At 35.5% G+C, this 15,247-nt stretch carries 15 protein-coding genes and 1 tRNA gene; 7 read left to right on the forward strand and 9 right to left on the reverse strand.

Annotation, left to right across the window (positions count from 1 at the left end):
- Positions 1 to 52: 52 nt before the first annotated feature.
- Positions 53 to 469, reverse strand: coding sequence for an rRNA maturation RNase YbeY (ybeY, locus tag AEQSU_RS06055; RefSeq protein WP_014781977.1), 417 nt, complete (start codon positions 467 to 469; stop codon positions 53 to 55).
- On the reverse strand, positions 462 to 3,926 hold the full coding sequence (locus tag AEQSU_RS06060) for a cell envelope integrity protein TolA (protein WP_014781978.1): 3,465 nt from the start codon (positions 3,924 to 3,926) through the stop codon (positions 462 to 464). Before AEQSU_RS06060 ends, ybeY begins: the two co-directional genes overlap by 8 nt.
- Before the next feature lie 228 nt (positions 3,927 to 4,154).
- On the opposite strand from AEQSU_RS06060, the gene gltX reads away from it, so the two are divergent.
- Together gltX and AEQSU_RS06075 are read left to right on the forward strand one after the other, a co-directional pair.
- Positions 4,155 to 5,690 carry a glutamate--tRNA ligase gene (gltX, locus tag AEQSU_RS06070; protein WP_014781979.1) on the forward strand — a complete coding sequence of 512 codons (1,536 nt, stop codon included), beginning with the start codon at positions 4,155 to 4,157 and terminating at the stop codon, positions 5,688 to 5,690.
- Positions 5,691 to 5,745: 55 nt separating this feature from the next.
- Positions 5,746 to 6,738 carry an SPFH domain-containing protein gene (locus AEQSU_RS06075; RefSeq protein ID WP_014781980.1) on the forward strand — a complete coding sequence of 331 codons (993 nt, stop codon included), beginning with the start codon at positions 5,746 to 5,748 and terminating at the stop codon, positions 6,736 to 6,738.
- Between the two features lie 94 nt (positions 6,739 to 6,832).
- Here AEQSU_RS06075 and AEQSU_RS06080 read toward each other — a convergent pair whose 3' ends face one another.
- The 4 genes from AEQSU_RS06080 to AEQSU_RS06095 form a co-directional block, all read right to left on the reverse strand.
- Positions 6,833 to 7,084, reverse strand: coding sequence for a hypothetical protein (locus AEQSU_RS06080; protein ID WP_014781981.1), 252 nt, complete (start codon positions 7,082 to 7,084; stop codon positions 6,833 to 6,835).
- Between the two features lie 5 nt (positions 7,085 to 7,089).
- On the reverse strand, positions 7,090 to 7,536 hold the full coding sequence (locus AEQSU_RS06085; RefSeq protein WP_014781982.1) for a hypothetical protein: 447 nt from the start codon (positions 7,534 to 7,536) through the stop codon (positions 7,090 to 7,092).
- Between the two features lies 1 nt (position 7,537).
- A complete protein-coding gene (locus tag AEQSU_RS06090) occupies positions 7,538 to 7,915 on the reverse strand; it encodes a YtxH domain-containing protein (protein WP_014781983.1) in 378 nt (125 codons plus the stop codon).
- Positions 7,916 to 8,082: 167 nt separating this feature from the next.
- Positions 8,083 to 9,762 (reverse strand): glutamine--tRNA ligase/YqeY domain fusion protein, encoded by a 1,680-nt coding sequence (locus AEQSU_RS06095; RefSeq protein WP_014781984.1) that lies wholly within the window; start codon positions 9,760 to 9,762, stop codon positions 8,083 to 8,085.
- 123 nt (positions 9,763 to 9,885) lie between these two features.
- Between AEQSU_RS06095 and AEQSU_RS06100 the strand changes: the two genes are divergently transcribed.
- The 5 genes from AEQSU_RS06100 (at position 9,886) to AEQSU_RS06120 (ending at position 11,471) form a co-directional block, all read left to right on the forward strand.
- On the forward strand, positions 9,886 to 10,167 hold the full coding sequence (locus AEQSU_RS06100) for a type II toxin-antitoxin system RelE/ParE family toxin (protein WP_014781985.1): 282 nt from the start codon (positions 9,886 to 9,888) through the stop codon (positions 10,165 to 10,167).
- Between the two features lie 10 nt (positions 10,168 to 10,177).
- Positions 10,178 to 10,480, forward strand: a complete 303-nt coding sequence (locus tag AEQSU_RS06105) for a HigA family addiction module antitoxin (RefSeq protein WP_014781986.1) — start codon at positions 10,178 to 10,180, stop codon at positions 10,478 to 10,480.
- A 9-nt stretch (positions 10,481 to 10,489) separates the two neighbouring features.
- Positions 10,490 to 10,846 (forward strand): dihydroneopterin aldolase, encoded by a 357-nt coding sequence (gene folB / locus AEQSU_RS06110; RefSeq protein WP_014781987.1) that lies wholly within the window; start codon positions 10,490 to 10,492, stop codon positions 10,844 to 10,846.
- Positions 10,847 to 10,904: 58 nt separating this feature from the next.
- A tRNA-Cys gene (locus AEQSU_RS06115) sits at positions 10,905 to 10,975 on the forward strand.
- 55 nt (positions 10,976 to 11,030) lie between these two features.
- A complete protein-coding gene (locus AEQSU_RS06120; RefSeq protein WP_042491705.1) occupies positions 11,031 to 11,471 on the forward strand; it encodes a hypothetical protein in 441 nt (146 codons plus the stop codon).
- An 18-nt stretch (positions 11,472 to 11,489) separates the two neighbouring features.
- On the opposite strand, the gene AEQSU_RS06125 is transcribed toward AEQSU_RS06120, so the two are convergent.
- The 3 genes from AEQSU_RS06125 to rnr are packed head-to-tail and all read right to left on the reverse strand — an operon-like array spanning position 11,490 to position 15,147.
- Positions 11,490 to 12,221, reverse strand: coding sequence for a LysE family translocator (locus AEQSU_RS06125; protein WP_245529124.1), 732 nt, complete (start codon positions 12,219 to 12,221; stop codon positions 11,490 to 11,492).
- A gap of 28 nt (positions 12,222 to 12,249) precedes the next feature.
- A complete protein-coding gene (locus AEQSU_RS06130; protein ID WP_014781990.1) occupies positions 12,250 to 12,927 on the reverse strand; it encodes a head GIN domain-containing protein in 678 nt (225 codons plus the stop codon).
- Between the two features lie 12 nt (positions 12,928 to 12,939).
- Positions 12,940 to 15,147 carry a ribonuclease R gene (rnr, locus tag AEQSU_RS06135; RefSeq protein ID WP_014781991.1) on the reverse strand — a complete coding sequence of 736 codons (2,208 nt, stop codon included), beginning with the start codon at positions 15,145 to 15,147 and terminating at the stop codon, positions 12,940 to 12,942.
- Positions 15,148 to 15,247: the final 100 nt, after the last annotated feature.

The raw sequence follows: 15,247 nt of genomic DNA on the forward strand, positions 1-15,247 counted from the left end.
CAAAATTACAATAATTATCTGATTTTAAGACATTAAGTCTCAAAATAACAATTTACAAAACCGGGAGCTTTTGAAGTGCTTCGTCTTCCTTTTTCCGCATAAGGATTTCATCATCGGTACCCTTATCTTTAAAACCACAGAAGTGAAGAATTCCGTGAATCATAACACGATGAAGTTCATCTTCAAAATCGGTTTTGAAGTCCTTCGCATTATCTGCAACACGCTCTACTGAAATATAAATTTCACCGTTAATTTGTTTTCCAACCCGAGAATCAAAACTTAAAATATCGGTCAAAGTATCGTGATTCAAAAACTCAACATTCAATTTATGTAGAAATTCATCATCGCAGAACACATATAAAATATCGCCTAATTCACATCCTTCAGATATAATGATTTCAGCAATCCATTTTTGAAGTTCCGATAAATTAATTAATTCAAAATCTGTTTCAAAATTAAAATCAATCATTGCTTTCTTTAAAGTATTCTTGAACCTTGTTTTTATAATCTTGGCGCAAAGGTAAGGCCTCACGATTCAAAATTTCAGTAGTGTTGAAATATTTTTTTATATCCTCAGGAGACAGCTGCGTGTTATTTTGAAATTGTCGTTTATTCGTTTGGGATTCTCTTCTAGTTTCTTGACCCTGTTCCAAATCTGCTTTGTCCAATTTCAATAATTCGTATTTAAGATTCAACATTTGCTGAAGGGTGTTTTGGTTAAAACCTTTATCCAACAATTGTTGCTCAATACCTTCCATCTTCTTTAAAAGATTTCCACCATTTCCATTTAAACCCTCTTTGCTCAATCTATCCTGAAGTTGATTGCGGAGTTCCTGCTGTTGTTTATAAATTTCGAAAATCTCACCATTCATCTGCTCACTTTCACTTTTGCCTTCGTTCTCGCCACCTTCTTTATTACCTTTTTGACCATCTTTTCCTTGACCATCACCTTCTCCCTTTCCATCGCCTTTACCATCACCTTCTCCTTCTCCCTCTCCTTTGCCAACTCCCTTGCCTTCGCCTTCACCTTTTTTGCCCTTCTTACCCTTTTTCATTCCCTCCTCCATCTTTTCACTTAACCCTTCTTGCTTCTTAATAATATCTGGAAGTTGAAAACCATGACCATCACCAGATCCAGGACTCGGCATTCCCTTGCCTGAACCAGAACCAGTTCCCATAGCCATCTGCATTTGCATATTGCTTAAAATATCACTTAATAAAACAGCTAAATCGTTCGCTCCAGTTACTGTATATTGTTGATTGCCAATTCCTTGCCGCGTTTCATTCTGTGCTAGACGATCTAGAGATTTGTCTATATTATATTGAATTTCAGTTAGTGACGTATTTATTTTTGAACCCATTAAAGGTTGACGAAGTGAGAGCGCAAAAATACTATCGTCAATATGTTCAAAATTAATTTTTAAGTCATTTTGAATATTCAATTTCTTACCAAAAATAGGATTGCCGTATTCTATTTTCTTGAAAACCTCCATTAAATCCTCTTGTTGAAAAGAAAAAACAACTAGATTATCTACAATCTGTCTTAACATTTTCACATCTTCATCTATGGATTCCATCTGCCCGGATTGCATCTGCATTTTCATTTGCTCGCCCATTTCTTTCATCTTTTCGCCAGCCTTCTTTTGACTCTTTCCAGCCTCAGCTGGTTTTTGCTCTTTCAGTTTATCTGTCGCCTTTTCTTGTTCTTGGTCAATCTGTTTTTCCGCTGGTCTGTCTTGAGGAATATCCATTGGTTTTTTTAGAGCCTCGTTTTCCTTTTGGAGTTCTTCCATTTGCTTTTTATGCTCTTCAAATTTCTCATTGAGTTCTTCTTGGGCTTCCTTAGTATTTTCCTCTTTAGGTTTATCTGCCAATTGTTCTTGCTCTTCTCCCAATTTATAAATTTCCTCAGCGAGTTTTTCAGCCTTCTTTTCTACGTAATATCTTTTAGTCAATTCAACCAACTGTTCCAAGTTCTTCTCTTGGTTCTTGTTTTGTTTTGATAGCTTTTCTAACTTATCTGTTAACTCCTCTTTTTGAATTTTATCTTGAAGTTTTTCAAGTTCGTCAAGCAGCTTTTCATTCTCTTTTACGCGTTGTTCATTTTCCTCTAAACGTTTTTCGAGTTCTTCTTTAAAAGGATCTATCTCTTGATTTTCAGGTTGGAAATTTTCAAGTTCCTCTTTCATTTCCTTTGAAAAATTCTTCATCATTTCCTCCTGCTTTTGCTGGCGCTGTATGAAGTTGTCTAATTTCTTCTTGTCGTTATAATTAAGCTCGTTTTTCTCTTTTTGGGTTCGAGTAAGTTCTTTCAACGTTTGCTTTCTGTCCTTTAATTCCTCTAGTGATTTATCAAGACCTTTAATCGCATCTTTTTGATTTTGAAGTTGTTCATCTTCCAATTCATTCTTTGTAAGTTTTCTGAAAGAATAAATTCCGGATTTCGAAGATTTAAAATTATGAATAGTGTCATTATCAAAAACTTCAAAATAGTATTCATAAGAAACACCTTCGTTTAAAGTAAGATTTCCAGGAAAATTATAAGTGAATTGATCAAAGTTGGTTTTGTTTAAAGGCAGAGCTTCCGTTTTAGCCAACTTTTCTTCTCCTTCGGGAAAATAGACCAATCTTAGTTTCGTAAGTCCATAATCGTCTGAAATCTGGCCTAAAAATAAGATTCGTTGACTGTTTGTGCTATCTTGTTTGGTTTGTACCTCAATTTCGGGAAATTGATCCTTCACCACATTCAATGTAAACGCAAGGTTTTCGTAATCCTTCAGTTTTTCATTGGAAGTAGTTATTGCGTAATCCAACTTGTTATAAATTCCTTTTTCAAAATTAAAATTTTCTCCTTTGGAAGAAAACGTAAAAGTAGTGTCCAAGGTTTTTAAAGCAACAGCATTAGTGTTTTTTGTTAAAACGTTCCATCTAACGCGGGTTCCTTCGGGAATAGTTGCGTTTCCAGAACTTTTCAAGGTTTCATCGGTTTTTCCTGTGTAGTTAGGATAATCCAAAACCATTTCAAAATTAATTAATGACGGCGTCTTTACAACATCCAACTTATATTCACGGGAAGTAACTTTATTCGCCTTTAAGCTAAAATCAATAGATTCCAAAGGTTGCTGAAACGTATATTCAAATAAACCGGGAGCGGTCTGTTGCAAATAGTAGGTTTCGCCATTATAATTGATACTGGCGTTTTCGGGGATTGCAGTTCCTTCAGTTCTAATTTTTAGGTTGAACGGCTTATTCTCAACCGCATTCAAATCCTCGTTCATAACGATAAAAGAAAACGGTGCAGGCGGTTCAAAAGCAGTGTCGTAATGCACAACTCGTTTGTAGCTACTGGAAAAAACATCCATTCCGCCCAAAGCGCTAAAGAGTATAAATACAAGTATTGGAATGGCCGCATATTTCAAATATTTAGCGTTCTTTTTAAAGTTTACAGCACTTTTGAAGGGAACCGGTTCCAGTTCCGCGGCTTTTTGATCAATACTCGCGGCAAGCAATTCACTTTCCCTTTGATTTTGGTTTAGCTGAATTACATTCAACAATTTATCACTCACCTGCGGAAAGTGGTTTCCTATTATTTTTGAAGCTTCTTCATAATCTATTCCGTGCTGAAGTTTGAAGAGTTTCGCAAGCGGAAAAGCGATGAACCGAATAAACAAGCCAATTTCAACAATTACAAATGCCCAAAAGAGTATCCGTCTTCCCAAGGGGTTTAACCAAAGATAATACTCAACGAGCAGCGTTATCAATAAATAAAGAAGCCCAATGGCGAAGAAAAGGATGGTTCCTTTTATAAGTTCATTGGTGTAGTACTTCTTAATAAATTCTTCCAGTTTTTGCTGGATGATGTTGAAAGTGCTCATAAATTCCTGCTTTTCGGCTCCGCTCAAAATAAACTCAGGCAGGAATCTCACCCGCCAAATTTTATTTTTCTAAATATTCCTACAACTTTTTTCCTGCTACAATGGACAATTGAAAACCTAGTATGATATAAAATCAAAACTTCTAAAATACAATAATATTTCGTTCCTGCCACGCCACAAAGATTGCTCCAAAAAAACAAAAAACCACGTGACCCAATAACTTTAAAATGCGCAGACATAATCGTACCTTTGCAGCTTTCATAAAAAAGAATACAAATTATGTCTCAAAAAGTTCGGGTACGTTTTGCCCCAAGTCCCACAGGACCTTTACATATTGGTGGTGTTCGTACCGCATTGTTCAATTATTTATTCGCTAAAAAACACGGCGGTGATTTTCTGTTACGAATTGAGGACACCGACCAAAATCGTTATGTGGAAGGTGCTGAGGAATATATAATTGAAGCCTTAAATTGGCTAAACATTCCCTATGACGAAGGAATAGGAAAGGAGAAAGACTGTGCTCCATATCGCCAAAGCGAACGAAAAGATTTATACAAACAATACGCCGATGCCCTAATTGAATCTGGAAACGCATATTACGCTTTTGACACTTCCGAAGAACTTGACGCACATAGAAAAGACCACGAAGAAAAAGGAAAAACCTTTATTTATAACTGGCACAACCGTTTAAAGCTGAAAAATTCCTTAGTTTTTTCTTCGGAAGAAACGCGGCAGAAAATTGCAAACGGCGAGGAATATGTAATTCGTTTTAAATCCCCGGTAAATGAAACACTTCATCTAAACGATATTATCCGCGGCGGAATTCAAGTTGAAACCAGCGTTCTGGACGATAAGGTTCTCTTCAAAAGCGATGGAATGCCAACTTATCATTTGGCAAACATTGTGGATGACCATTTAATGAAAATAACCCACGTTATTCGTGGTGAAGAGTGGTTGCCCTCTATGGCACTTCACGTTTTACTATATCGTGCTTTTCGCTGGGATGCTCCAGAATTCGCGCATTTACCGTTAATTTTAAAACCAACCGGAAACGGAAAACTGAGCAAACGCGATGGCGACAAAATGGGTTTCCCTGTATTTCCTTTGGAATGGAAAACTGCTGAAGGTGAATTGTTTTCAGGCTATCGTGAAGATGGTTATTTGCCTGAAGCTGTCATAAATATGCTAGCCTTTTTAGGGTGGAACCCTGGAACAGAGCAGGAAATTTTCAGTTTAGAGGAATTAATTGAAGCTTTTGAATTGGAACGCGTCCATAAAGCAGGTGCAAAATTTGATCCTGAAAAAACAAAATGGTTTCAGCATCAATATATTCAAAATGTAGATAACGAAACACTTGCGGGAAAGTTTTCGAAGCTTTTGAAAAAAAAAGGCATCTCGACGAAGCCTGTCCTGAGCGCAGACGAAGGGCTCGATGTGACACATATTGTTTCATTATTAAAAGAACGCGCCACTTTCGTAAGCGATCTTTGGGAACAGGGAAGTTTCTTTTTTGAAGCACCAAATACGTATGATGCAAAAGCTGCTGAAAAAGCTTTCAAACCTGAAACACCTGAATTGCTTCTGAAAGTAATTTCAATCTTAAATACTTCCGAAGACTTTTCAATAGAAAAACTTTCAGAAGCAGTGAAAGGTTGGATTACTTCAGAAAATATTGGTTTTGGGAAAGTGATGATGCCTTTGCGTTTAGCTTTGGTTGGGGAAATGAAAGGACCAGACGTTTTTGATATTCTTTCTATTTTAGGAAAAGAAGAAAGTAATACACGTATAAAAAACGCAGTTAATTATATGAGCTAGAAATTGCTCAATTTTTGTATCTTCATCAATTAATAATAGTTTAAAACTTTAAGTTATGGGTTACGCTTTTTTAGTGCCAATAGTTATTATTGGTTTTTTTATTTTGCTTGCGGGAATTTTCACCGTAAAACAACAAACCGCGGCCATTGTAGAGCGCTTTGGAAAGTTTTTAAGCATCCGCCATTCGGGTTTACAGTTCAAAATTCCTGTTTTTGATAAGATTGCGGGTCGAATTAACTTGAAAATCCAGCAGTTAGATGTAATTGTTGAAACTAAAACAAAGGATGATGTTTTTGTCCGACTGAAAATTTCAGTACAATTTCAGGTTTTGGAACAGAAGGTTTATGATGCCTTTTATAAACTGGAAAATCCGCACGATCAGATCACCTCTTATGTTTTTGATGTAGTGCGTGCCGAAGTACCTAAAATGAAGCTAGATGATGTTTTTGAAAGAAAAGATGATGTTGCAATCGCCGTAAAAGCAGAATTGAACGAAGCAATGAGTACTTATGGTTATGACATCATAAAAACCCTAGTTACAGATATTGATCCTGACGTTCAAGTAAAAGCAGCGATGAATCGTATAAACGCCGCCGAACGTGAAAAAGTAGCTGCAGAGTTTGAAGCTGAAGCAGAACGTATTAAAATAGTTGCAAAAGCACGTGCAGAGGCAGAAAGCAAGCGTTTGCAAGGACAAGGTATTGCAGATCAACGTCGTGAAATTGCACGCGGACTGGAAGAAAGTGTAGATGTTTTGAACAATGTGGGTATAAATTCACAAGAAGCCTCTGCGCTGATTGTTGTTACTCAGCATTACGATACACTTCAATCTATTGGTGAAGCAACCAATACCAACCTTATTCTATTGCCAAACTCGCCACAAGCGGGAAGTGAAATGCTTAACAATATGATTGCTTCTTTTGTAGCCAGCAACCAAATAGGCGAAGAGATGAAGAAGAAAAATATTGAAAACGGAATCATTATGAAAAAGAGGCCGAAACGCGAAGATCCGCCACGGGCTGAGGAAGGTGATGATTTGAATTATTAATTTATTTCACCTAAGAATTAAACAAGCAAATCCCGCTGAAATTTCAGCGGGATTTGTGTTTATATAAATTGAAGTTTAGCAATCTTTAGAGATGCTAATCGTCTTCATACTCTTTTTTCTTAACGGATTTAATACCGATAAGTTTATCTACAACCTTCAAAACGAAGGCTTTTTTAACAATTGAGCCAACAGTACTTGCGATTAGATTGATAGGAGAAAAAGTTTGACTAATAACTTCTTTCCCAGTATTAACTCCAAGCTTAACTTCCTCAAGATCTATCTGCGATTTTAACCGTAGGTACTTTAAATCCCGATCTATTTCTTCAAAAGTAGTGTATCTCTTCATAAATGTTAGTTTGAAATCTTTTCTTTTCTAATAGCCTCTTCCGCCAATGTTTGTTGGTATTCGGTTATCTCTTCTTCAGCTAACTTTTTAGGTTCTAAATCACTTTCATCATAAAGCAATCGCGAAAATTTATGAAGCATGTTTCGTTCAATAATTTTTCTTCCGAAGATAAACATGAAAATTAAAAGAATTCCATAGAAACCACCAATAAGAAGAAAACCGATGTAAGCCTCTTCAAAAAACGTACCTAACCAAAAGGCCGCACCCACGGAAAGAAATAACATTACAAACAGAGAAAGACTGCCGAAAACTAGAAGGTTTACCAAAGATACGGAACCCTTCATAGCGGATTTAAACAATCGGAGTTTATAATACTCCGCCATGCTTAAACCGTAATCTTCTATTCTATCTGTTACCCTATGCAGGCTATCTGTTAGATCTTTAAACGCCATATTATACTGTTACTTTTTTCACAGCATCCTTAACTTTATCCACTGTGGAATCCATTTGAAGTTTTGCGTTTTGTCTTCTTAGTGCTTCCAATTTATCTTCCATAGCAAGTAAAATATCGTCTGCTTTATAACTTGCAGAGGACAAGGTGTCATTTAGTTTTTGCTCAAAACTATAACGGGCTTGTTGTGCTTTTTCACTAAGTGTGTGACTTGTTTCTTGAATTTGTTTGTTCAATTTTTTCTGAGCTTTTTTAGCTTCTTTGCTAAGTTTCTCTCTAGTTTTTGAACCTTTTTCTGGCGCATAAAGTATTCCCAATCCCGCTCCAATTGCGGCTCCTGTTAATAATGCGATAAGTGTTTGACCTGTATTTGATGCCATTTTATTTAAGTTTAATTTGTTAATAATATCAAAGATAAACAACGGTTAACGGCTTGTTGTTAATAACCGGTTAATAGTTAATTTGCAATTTATAAATTTCTCACAAAAAGTATAAATTTTAGCCAATTTCTCTTAAAAAATGACCTATTATTTATTTAAACTGTTAATTACTCCGCCAATTTAGTCCAAGAATCACGCAACGGAACTGTACGATTAAAAACGATTTTTTCTGAAGTAGTATCCTTATCAACCACAAAATAGCCCAAACGTTGAAACTGGAAATTATCTTCCGCTTTTGAATCCTTTACACTTGGTTCTGCATAACCAGTAATCACCTGTAACGAATCCGGATTTATGAATTCCATAAAATCTTTTTCCTTATTTGTGTCTGGGGAAGCTTCGGTGAAAAGACGGTCGTATAATCGAACCTCAACAGGCAAGGCATGTGCTGCGGAAACCCAATGTAGCGTTCCTTTTACTTTTCGAAGTGATGCTTCAGAACCACTTCCACTTTTACTGTCTGGATCGTAGGTACAATGAATTTCTGTGATATTTCCTTCGGAATCTTTTACCACGCTTTCGCCTTTAATGATATATGCATTTTTTAAACGAACCTCTTTTCCAAGAGTTAGTCTAAAAAATTTGCGGTTTGCTTCTTCTAAGAAATCGTCTCGTTCAATCAACAACTCTCTTGAAAAAGGTACTTCCCTATTTCCTGCGCTTTCGTCTTCTTGATTGTTCTCTGCCTCTAGTAATTCGGTTTTTCCTTCGGGATAATTGTCTATTATCAACTTTACAGGATCCAAAACCACCATAATTCGCGGGGCTTTTTTATTAAGGTCTTCGCGAACATTAAATTCCAAATGCGAAACATCTATCAAGTTTTCACGTTTCCCCACGCCAATGCTATCCGCAAAATTCTTGATGGAATTTGGGGTGTAACCTCTTCTTCGTAAACCAGAAATTGTAGGCATTCGTGGATCGTCCCAACCTGTAACAACGCCACTACTTACCAATTGTGCAAGTTTTCGTTTGCTAACAATGGTATGGCTTAAATTTCTGCGAGCGAATTCACGCTGTTTAGGACGTAATTTTTTAGAATCGTACACTTGGTCCAAAAACCAATCGTAAAGCTCTCTATGTGGCAGGAATTCCAGCGTACAGAAGGAATGTGATACTTGTTCAATATAATCGCTTTCGCCGTGGGTCCAATCGTACATTGGGAAGATTTTCCAATCCGTTCCTGTGCGGTGATGATGTTTGTTAATGGTTCTATACATTACTGGATCGCGCATCAACATGTTTGGCGCCTCCATATTTATTTTCGCACGAAGTACGTGTTCACCTTCTTTGGTTTCACCGTTTTTCATCTTTTCCAACAAATCCAAATTTTCTTCAACCGAACGATTTCTGAAAGGACTCGGTTTTCCTGGAGTATTTGGCGTTCCTTTTTGTTCTGCAATGGCTTCTGAAGTTTGAGAATCTACATATGCTTTGTCATCCTTCACCATTTGAACAGCCCAATCATACAACTCTTGAAAATAATCTGAAGCATAACGTTCCTCGGCCCATTCATAACCCAACCAAGTAATATCACGCTTTATGGCATCTACGAATTCCTGTTCTTCTTTTGCTGGATTAGTATCATCAAAACGAAGGTTTACTGGCGCATTATATCTTTCTCCCAAACCAAAATTAAGACAAATTGAAGAGGCATGGCCTAAATGAAGATAGCCGTTAGGTTCGGGTGGAAAACGGAAGCATAATTCTTCCCTTTTATACCCTTTTGTAAGATCTTCTTCAATAATATGCTCAATAAAATTAAGCGGCGCGGTTTCGTTTGACATTTCTAATTTTTTAAGAGGGACAAAGGTAACTAATTAACTGAAAAAGAAGTCAGGCAACATCTTATAAAGAAACGGTTAAAACTGAATATTTTACCTACCTTTGGCGTTAGTAACGTAAAAGATATGATATTATCCTTTGGTTCAAAAGAAACAAAGCAGATTTGGAACGGAAATCGTGTTAAAAAAATCCCTATTGAAATTCAAAATACAGGTCGGAGAAAATTGAGAATGCTAAACAACTCTCAAAATATTAATGATTTAAGAATTCCACCATCAAACAGACTTGAAAAACTTATTGGAAAACTAAATGATTTTTACAGTATTAGAATAAACAAAAAATGGCGCATCGTTTTTATTTGGGAAAATGGAAATGCAAGCCAAGTAGAAATAATTGATTATCATTAAAAAAGTAAAAATGGAGAAATTAGGAAACATCCATCCAGGAGAAATATTGAATTTAGAGTTTCTTGAGCCTCTTGAGATTTCAGCATACAGGCTTTCAAAAGATTTGAATATCCCTCAAACTAGAATTTCAGAAATAATAAAAGGAAATCGTAGAATTACCGCTGATACAGCGCTACGGCTTAGTAAATATTTTGGTAATTCTGCAAAATTTTGGCTCGGAATACAAGTTGATTTTGACATTGAACAAGAAAAAGAAAATAAGGAAAAAGAGTTTAACGAAATAAAAAGATGTGCAGATAAATCTGTGACCTAAAGAAATTTCATGGGAACAATTCGTTTAAAAAATATAAAAATTTATGCCTTTCACGGCTGCTTAACTGAAGAAGGAAAAATAGGTTCTGACTATTTAGTAAATCTTTCGGTGAAAGCAGATTTAAAGAAAGCTTCTAATACTGATGAACTTGAAGATACTGTTGATTATGTAATGATTCAGCAGATTGTTCGAGAAGAAATGGCAGTTCGCGCAAAACTCTTGGAACACGTAGCCAAACGCATAATGGAAGCTGTTCTGCAGAAATTGGAAATGGTTACTAAAGTAAAGGTTACTGTTGCTAAGAGAAATCCGCCAATTGGTGGAGATGTAGCTGAAGTAAGCGTAACGATAAAGCTGAAAAGGTAATTTGTTTTTTAAGTAGGAATTATAAGTTTAATTTTTTTACATTTGCAATCCTTAATAGGGTATCGTGGCCGAGTGGCTAGGCTCAGCTCTGCAAAAGCTGCTACAGCGGTTCGAATCCGCTCGATACCTCTATAAACCTTCAACGTAAAGTTGGAGGTTTTTTAATTATTATATATTTCAAAATATGAAAAGATTAAAAAACAGTTTGTTAGTATTTGGAACGTTACTATTGATTATCTCCTGTAATACCTATACCATCCCTGTGGAAAGTTTTCGTGAACAAATGATCGGTGAAACTTCAGAAAGTATAAGAGAGGTACAAATTAGCAATCCTCTTTTTTATTCTGATATTAAATATAATTCAAACAATTTAAAGCGGATAATAGTAACCGATAAAGATGGAAAGAGAACTTATTTAGATAATTCTCCATCAATAGAAATGAGGGTTACAGACGTTAGTGGTAAAAAATATAATTTTTATTTTGACACAGTTATTTTGGAAAATGATACGCTAAAAGGAGGAAGATCACGTTTTGCAAAAGTATTAGATAGACAAATTCCCATGGATAGCGTTGTTAAAATAGAAGTACAAGATGGAGGCAAGAAATTTGAATATCAAAATTGATATTTCAAAAATAACTACTTAGAGTGGTTCTTCAACTGGAGGAATTGGTTTTTCTAAAGGATGCTGTTGCCCAGGTATATTTTCCAATCCACGTTTCATTTCTTTTGGGAATATACCTTGAAAAAGTAATAAAACGCCAAAGACTACTATTAATAGGCTTACCCATTTCTTCGCTTTCACTGTAAATCTGGGAGTCATTTTACTTTTCAACTTTTTTGCCAAAACAATTTTAGTCACATCTGTACCAATAAAGACAATTAAAACTACACAGATAAACCAAAAAACATTTTCTTCGGAAGTAGCGTGAGCATTTGCCAAAATTAGCATTCCAATCCAGCCCGCTAGCACCCCAAAATTAACGAAGTTTAAAAAGAAACCCTTTAGAAATAAGCTACCAAAGTTTTTCTTCACTTCAATAGCATGGTGTTCCCTTACAATTTTATATAAGGATTTATTGGTTCTTATGTATGCAATAACCCCATAGGCCACTAATAATGCCCCACCGAAGATTAAAAGAGCTGGATCGTTTTTAACACGTTCCAATAATTTAGTAGTACTGAAATAAGCAATAATTATAAAAATAATATCAGCGAAGACTGCGCCACCATCAAAGGCAATTCCAGCGCGAACTCCTTTAGTTATGCTGGTTTCAATTAAAGTAAAGAAAACCGGGCCAATGGCAAAAGCCATCATAAATCCGTAAAAAGCCGCAATGAAGAAACCATCTAACATACATAGGTAAAAGTACAAATTACTTTTACTCAATTACGGTAAAATTTTAATTTTTACTATTCACTATTTCAATCTTTCCGCCAGCAAATCGCTTTTTCTTTATATCCTTTGGATTTCCAAAAACAGTAATGTGTCCTCCAGCTGTAACTTTCGCATCTACTTTTTCTTTGGCATAAATTGTAGCGGAACCACCTGCAGTAACATTGACGTAAGTTTCATCTGAAATAAGTTCTTCAGCTTCATAAACACCGCCAGAATTAATGTTTATATCTTGTTTTTTAGTAATTCCTTTGACTTCAATTACGCCTCCCGAAACTGATTTAATACTTAAATTTTCGGAAGCAACTTTTATATCAATTTTGCCACCTTCTTGGGTTTTAAGTTCAAGCGAGGATGATTCTATCGCGGTATCTGAGTATATCATAGCACCTTCATTAGCATCGATAATAGAAATATTTTTGAAAAATAGCGTTACCGTTGTTGCATCACCATCAAAGCGTTCTTCTAGTTCCATTCGTATTTTTAAAACACCATTGTCATTAATTGATTTTACAAATCCGGTATTTTCTCCAGCTACTACAATACTATTTTCGTCTGCTGGAACAAGTTTTACTGTTATAAGATCGTAAACCTTAAGTTCGCTGAAATCGCCAACATCTGTAGTTTGTTGCGAAAACGAAATGGCGGAAATACAAAATATTGCTATTAATAAGAATTTTTTCATCTGTAAAAATTTTTAGTTTTTATAATCCTTTTCATGTCCCAACATCGTGAAATCTAAATGTTTCTTTACTAAATCTGCATTTTTCACTTTTACATAAACTTCATCGCCAAGCTGATAAACTTTATTAGTTCGTTGACCGATTACTGCAAATTCTTCTCTATCAAATTCGTAACGATCGTCACTCATATCTTGCAAACGGACCATTCCTTCACATTTATTTGCTATAATTTCTATATAAACGCCCCATTCTGTAACGCCTGAAATTACTCCTAAAAATTCTTCGTCTTTATGATCCTGCATATATTTTACCTGCATATACTTGATGCTATCGCGCTCTGCATTTGTTGCAAGGCTTTCCATATCACTGCTATGCCCACATTTTTCTTCGTATTCTTCTTCTTTTGCAGATTTTCCGTTTTCTAAATAATGTTGCAACAATCTATGCACCATTACATCAGGATAACGACGAATTGGCGAGGTGAAATGTGTATAATAATCAAACGCCAAACCGTAATGACCAATGTTATGCGTGGTGTACATTGCCTTACTCATACTTCGGATGGTAAGAGTATCAATTAGATTTTGTTCTTTTTTACCTTGAACATCCTTTAAAAGTTTGTTCATTGAAGTTGCTGTTGTATGGCGATCTTTTGTGTTTAATTTATAACCAAAACGTTTAATTATATTTTCTAAAGCCGCAATTTTTTCGTCATCTGGTTCGTCGTGAACTCGATATACAAAAGTCTTTTTTGGTTGTTGTTTTCCTATGAATTCGGCTACACTTCGGTTAGCTAAAAGCATAAATTCCTCAATCATCTTGTTGGCGTCTTTACTTTCTTTAAAGTAAACGCCCTCGGGATTACTTTGTTCATCAAGGATGAATTTTACTTCAACCTTATCAAAAGAAATAGCACCGGCACGCATACGTTTTGTACGTAAAGTTTTTGCCAAACGATCCATTTCAAGAATGGCTTCGGCTATTTCTGGTTTAACAGTATATTGCTTATCTGTTATTGAAATATTTGAAGGAATTATATGTGTTTCTTCTTTTGGATTTTCAATTACGTGCTGCGCTTCTTCATACGCGAAACGAGCATCACTATACGTTACCGTTTTTCCAAACCATTGTTTTACGACTTCTGCTTTTTGATTCATCTCAAAAACTGCGGAAAAAGTATATTTTTCTTCGTTTGGACGAAGGGAACACGCATTGTTTGAGAGAATTTCAGGCAGCATCGGTACAACTCTATCTACCAAATAAACTGAAGTTGCACGTTCGTAAGCTTCATCATCCAACTCATTTCCTGGTGTTACATAATGCGAAACGTCTGCAATATGAATTCCAATTTCATAGTTTCCATTGTCTAATTTTTCGAAAGAAAGCGCATCATCAAAATCTTTTGCATCTTTTGGATCTATCGTAAATGTTAAAGATTTACGCATATCGCGACGCTTTTTAATTTCTGAAGCTTTTATGGAAGTATCAATTTTATTAGCGTAGGCCTCAACTTCTGGTGGAAATTCATACGGAAGACCGTATTGTGCAAGAATAGCGTGGATTTCTGTATTGTGTTCGCCCGGCATTCCGAGAACTTTAATAACACTTCCGAAAGGAGAATCTGCCTTTTCAGGCCAATCTTCCATTGCAACTAAAACTATTTCACCATTTTTTGCTCCGTTTATTTTATTCTTCGGAACAAAAATATCTGTGTACATTTTATAATCTGTAACATCTACAAAAGCAAAGTTATCCTGCACTTGTATTGTACCAACAAACTCGGTTCTTTTTCGTTCTATTATTTTGGTTACTTCACCTTCAGTTTTTCCACCTTTTTTGCGTTTAAAAACATAAACTTCAACAATATCGCCATTTAGCGCTTTGTTTAGATTGTTGTTTTTTACATAAATATCTTCTTCTAAATCCTCAACAATAATATAACCTTGGCCGCGGCCTGCTATATCTACCTTTCCGGTATAATAGTTTTGTGAAGGAGTAAGTATATATTTACCGCGTTCAATTTCTTGAATGGTTCCTTTTCCTTGTAAATCTTTAAGTTTTTTTACTATTTGATTTCTGCTGCTGGGATCGTCCAGTTGGAGTTTTGCGGCAATTTGTTTGTAGTTGAAAGCTTGTGAATGATCTTTCCGAAGAATATTCAGAATTGTTTGGGAAAGATTTTCAATTTTATTGTTTTTCTTTTTTCTTTTATTTTTTGGCATAGTTAATTTTGTAATTGGCGTAAATGTACTACTTCTCAAAGAATGACGTGTTTACATTAGCAAAGATTTAGTACCTTAGTGTGAGTTATTGGGTTATTAA

The organism is Aequorivita sublithincola DSM 14238, from assembly GCF_000265385.1.
Classification (GTDB): domain Bacteria; phylum Bacteroidota; class Bacteroidia; order Flavobacteriales; family Flavobacteriaceae; genus Aequorivita; species Aequorivita sublithincola.

What these genes read in the sequence shown, in the direction of transcription:
- ybeY (WP_014781977.1), bottom strand. Translation starts at nt 469, where the DNA reads ATGATTGATTTTAATTTTGAAACAGATTTTGAATTAATTAATTTATCG.
- gltX (WP_014781979.1), top strand. Translation starts at nt 4,155, where the DNA reads ATGTCTCAAAAAGTTCGGGTACGTTTTGCCCCAAGTCCCACAGGACCT.
- AEQSU_RS06075 (WP_014781980.1), top strand. Translation starts at nt 5,746, where the DNA reads ATGGGTTACGCTTTTTTAGTGCCAATAGTTATTATTGGTTTTTTTATT.
- AEQSU_RS06080 (WP_014781981.1), bottom strand. Translation starts at nt 7,084, where the DNA reads ATGAAGAGATACACTACTTTTGAAGAAATAGATCGGGATTTAAAGTAC.
- AEQSU_RS06085 (WP_014781982.1), bottom strand. Translation starts at nt 7,536, where the DNA reads ATGGCGTTTAAAGATCTAACAGATAGCCTGCATAGGGTAACAGATAGA.
- AEQSU_RS06090 (WP_014781983.1), bottom strand. Translation starts at nt 7,915, where the DNA reads ATGGCATCAAATACAGGTCAAACACTTATCGCATTATTAACAGGAGCC.
- AEQSU_RS06095 (WP_014781984.1), bottom strand. Translation starts at nt 9,762, where the DNA reads ATGTCAAACGAAACCGCGCCGCTTAATTTTATTGAGCATATTATTGAA.
- AEQSU_RS06100 (WP_014781985.1), top strand. Translation starts at nt 9,886, where the DNA reads ATGATATTATCCTTTGGTTCAAAAGAAACAAAGCAGATTTGGAACGGA.
- AEQSU_RS06105 (WP_014781986.1), top strand. Translation starts at nt 10,178, where the DNA reads ATGGAGAAATTAGGAAACATCCATCCAGGAGAAATATTGAATTTAGAG.
- folB (WP_014781987.1), top strand. Translation starts at nt 10,490, where the DNA reads ATGGGAACAATTCGTTTAAAAAATATAAAAATTTATGCCTTTCACGGC.
- AEQSU_RS06120 (WP_042491705.1), top strand. Translation starts at nt 11,031, where the DNA reads ATGAAAAGATTAAAAAACAGTTTGTTAGTATTTGGAACGTTACTATTG.
- AEQSU_RS06130 (WP_014781990.1), bottom strand. Translation starts at nt 12,927, where the DNA reads ATGAAAAAATTCTTATTAATAGCAATATTTTGTATTTCCGCCATTTCG.
- rnr (WP_014781991.1), bottom strand. Translation starts at nt 15,147, where the DNA reads ATGCCAAAAAATAAAAGAAAAAAGAAAAACAATAAAATTGAAAATCTT.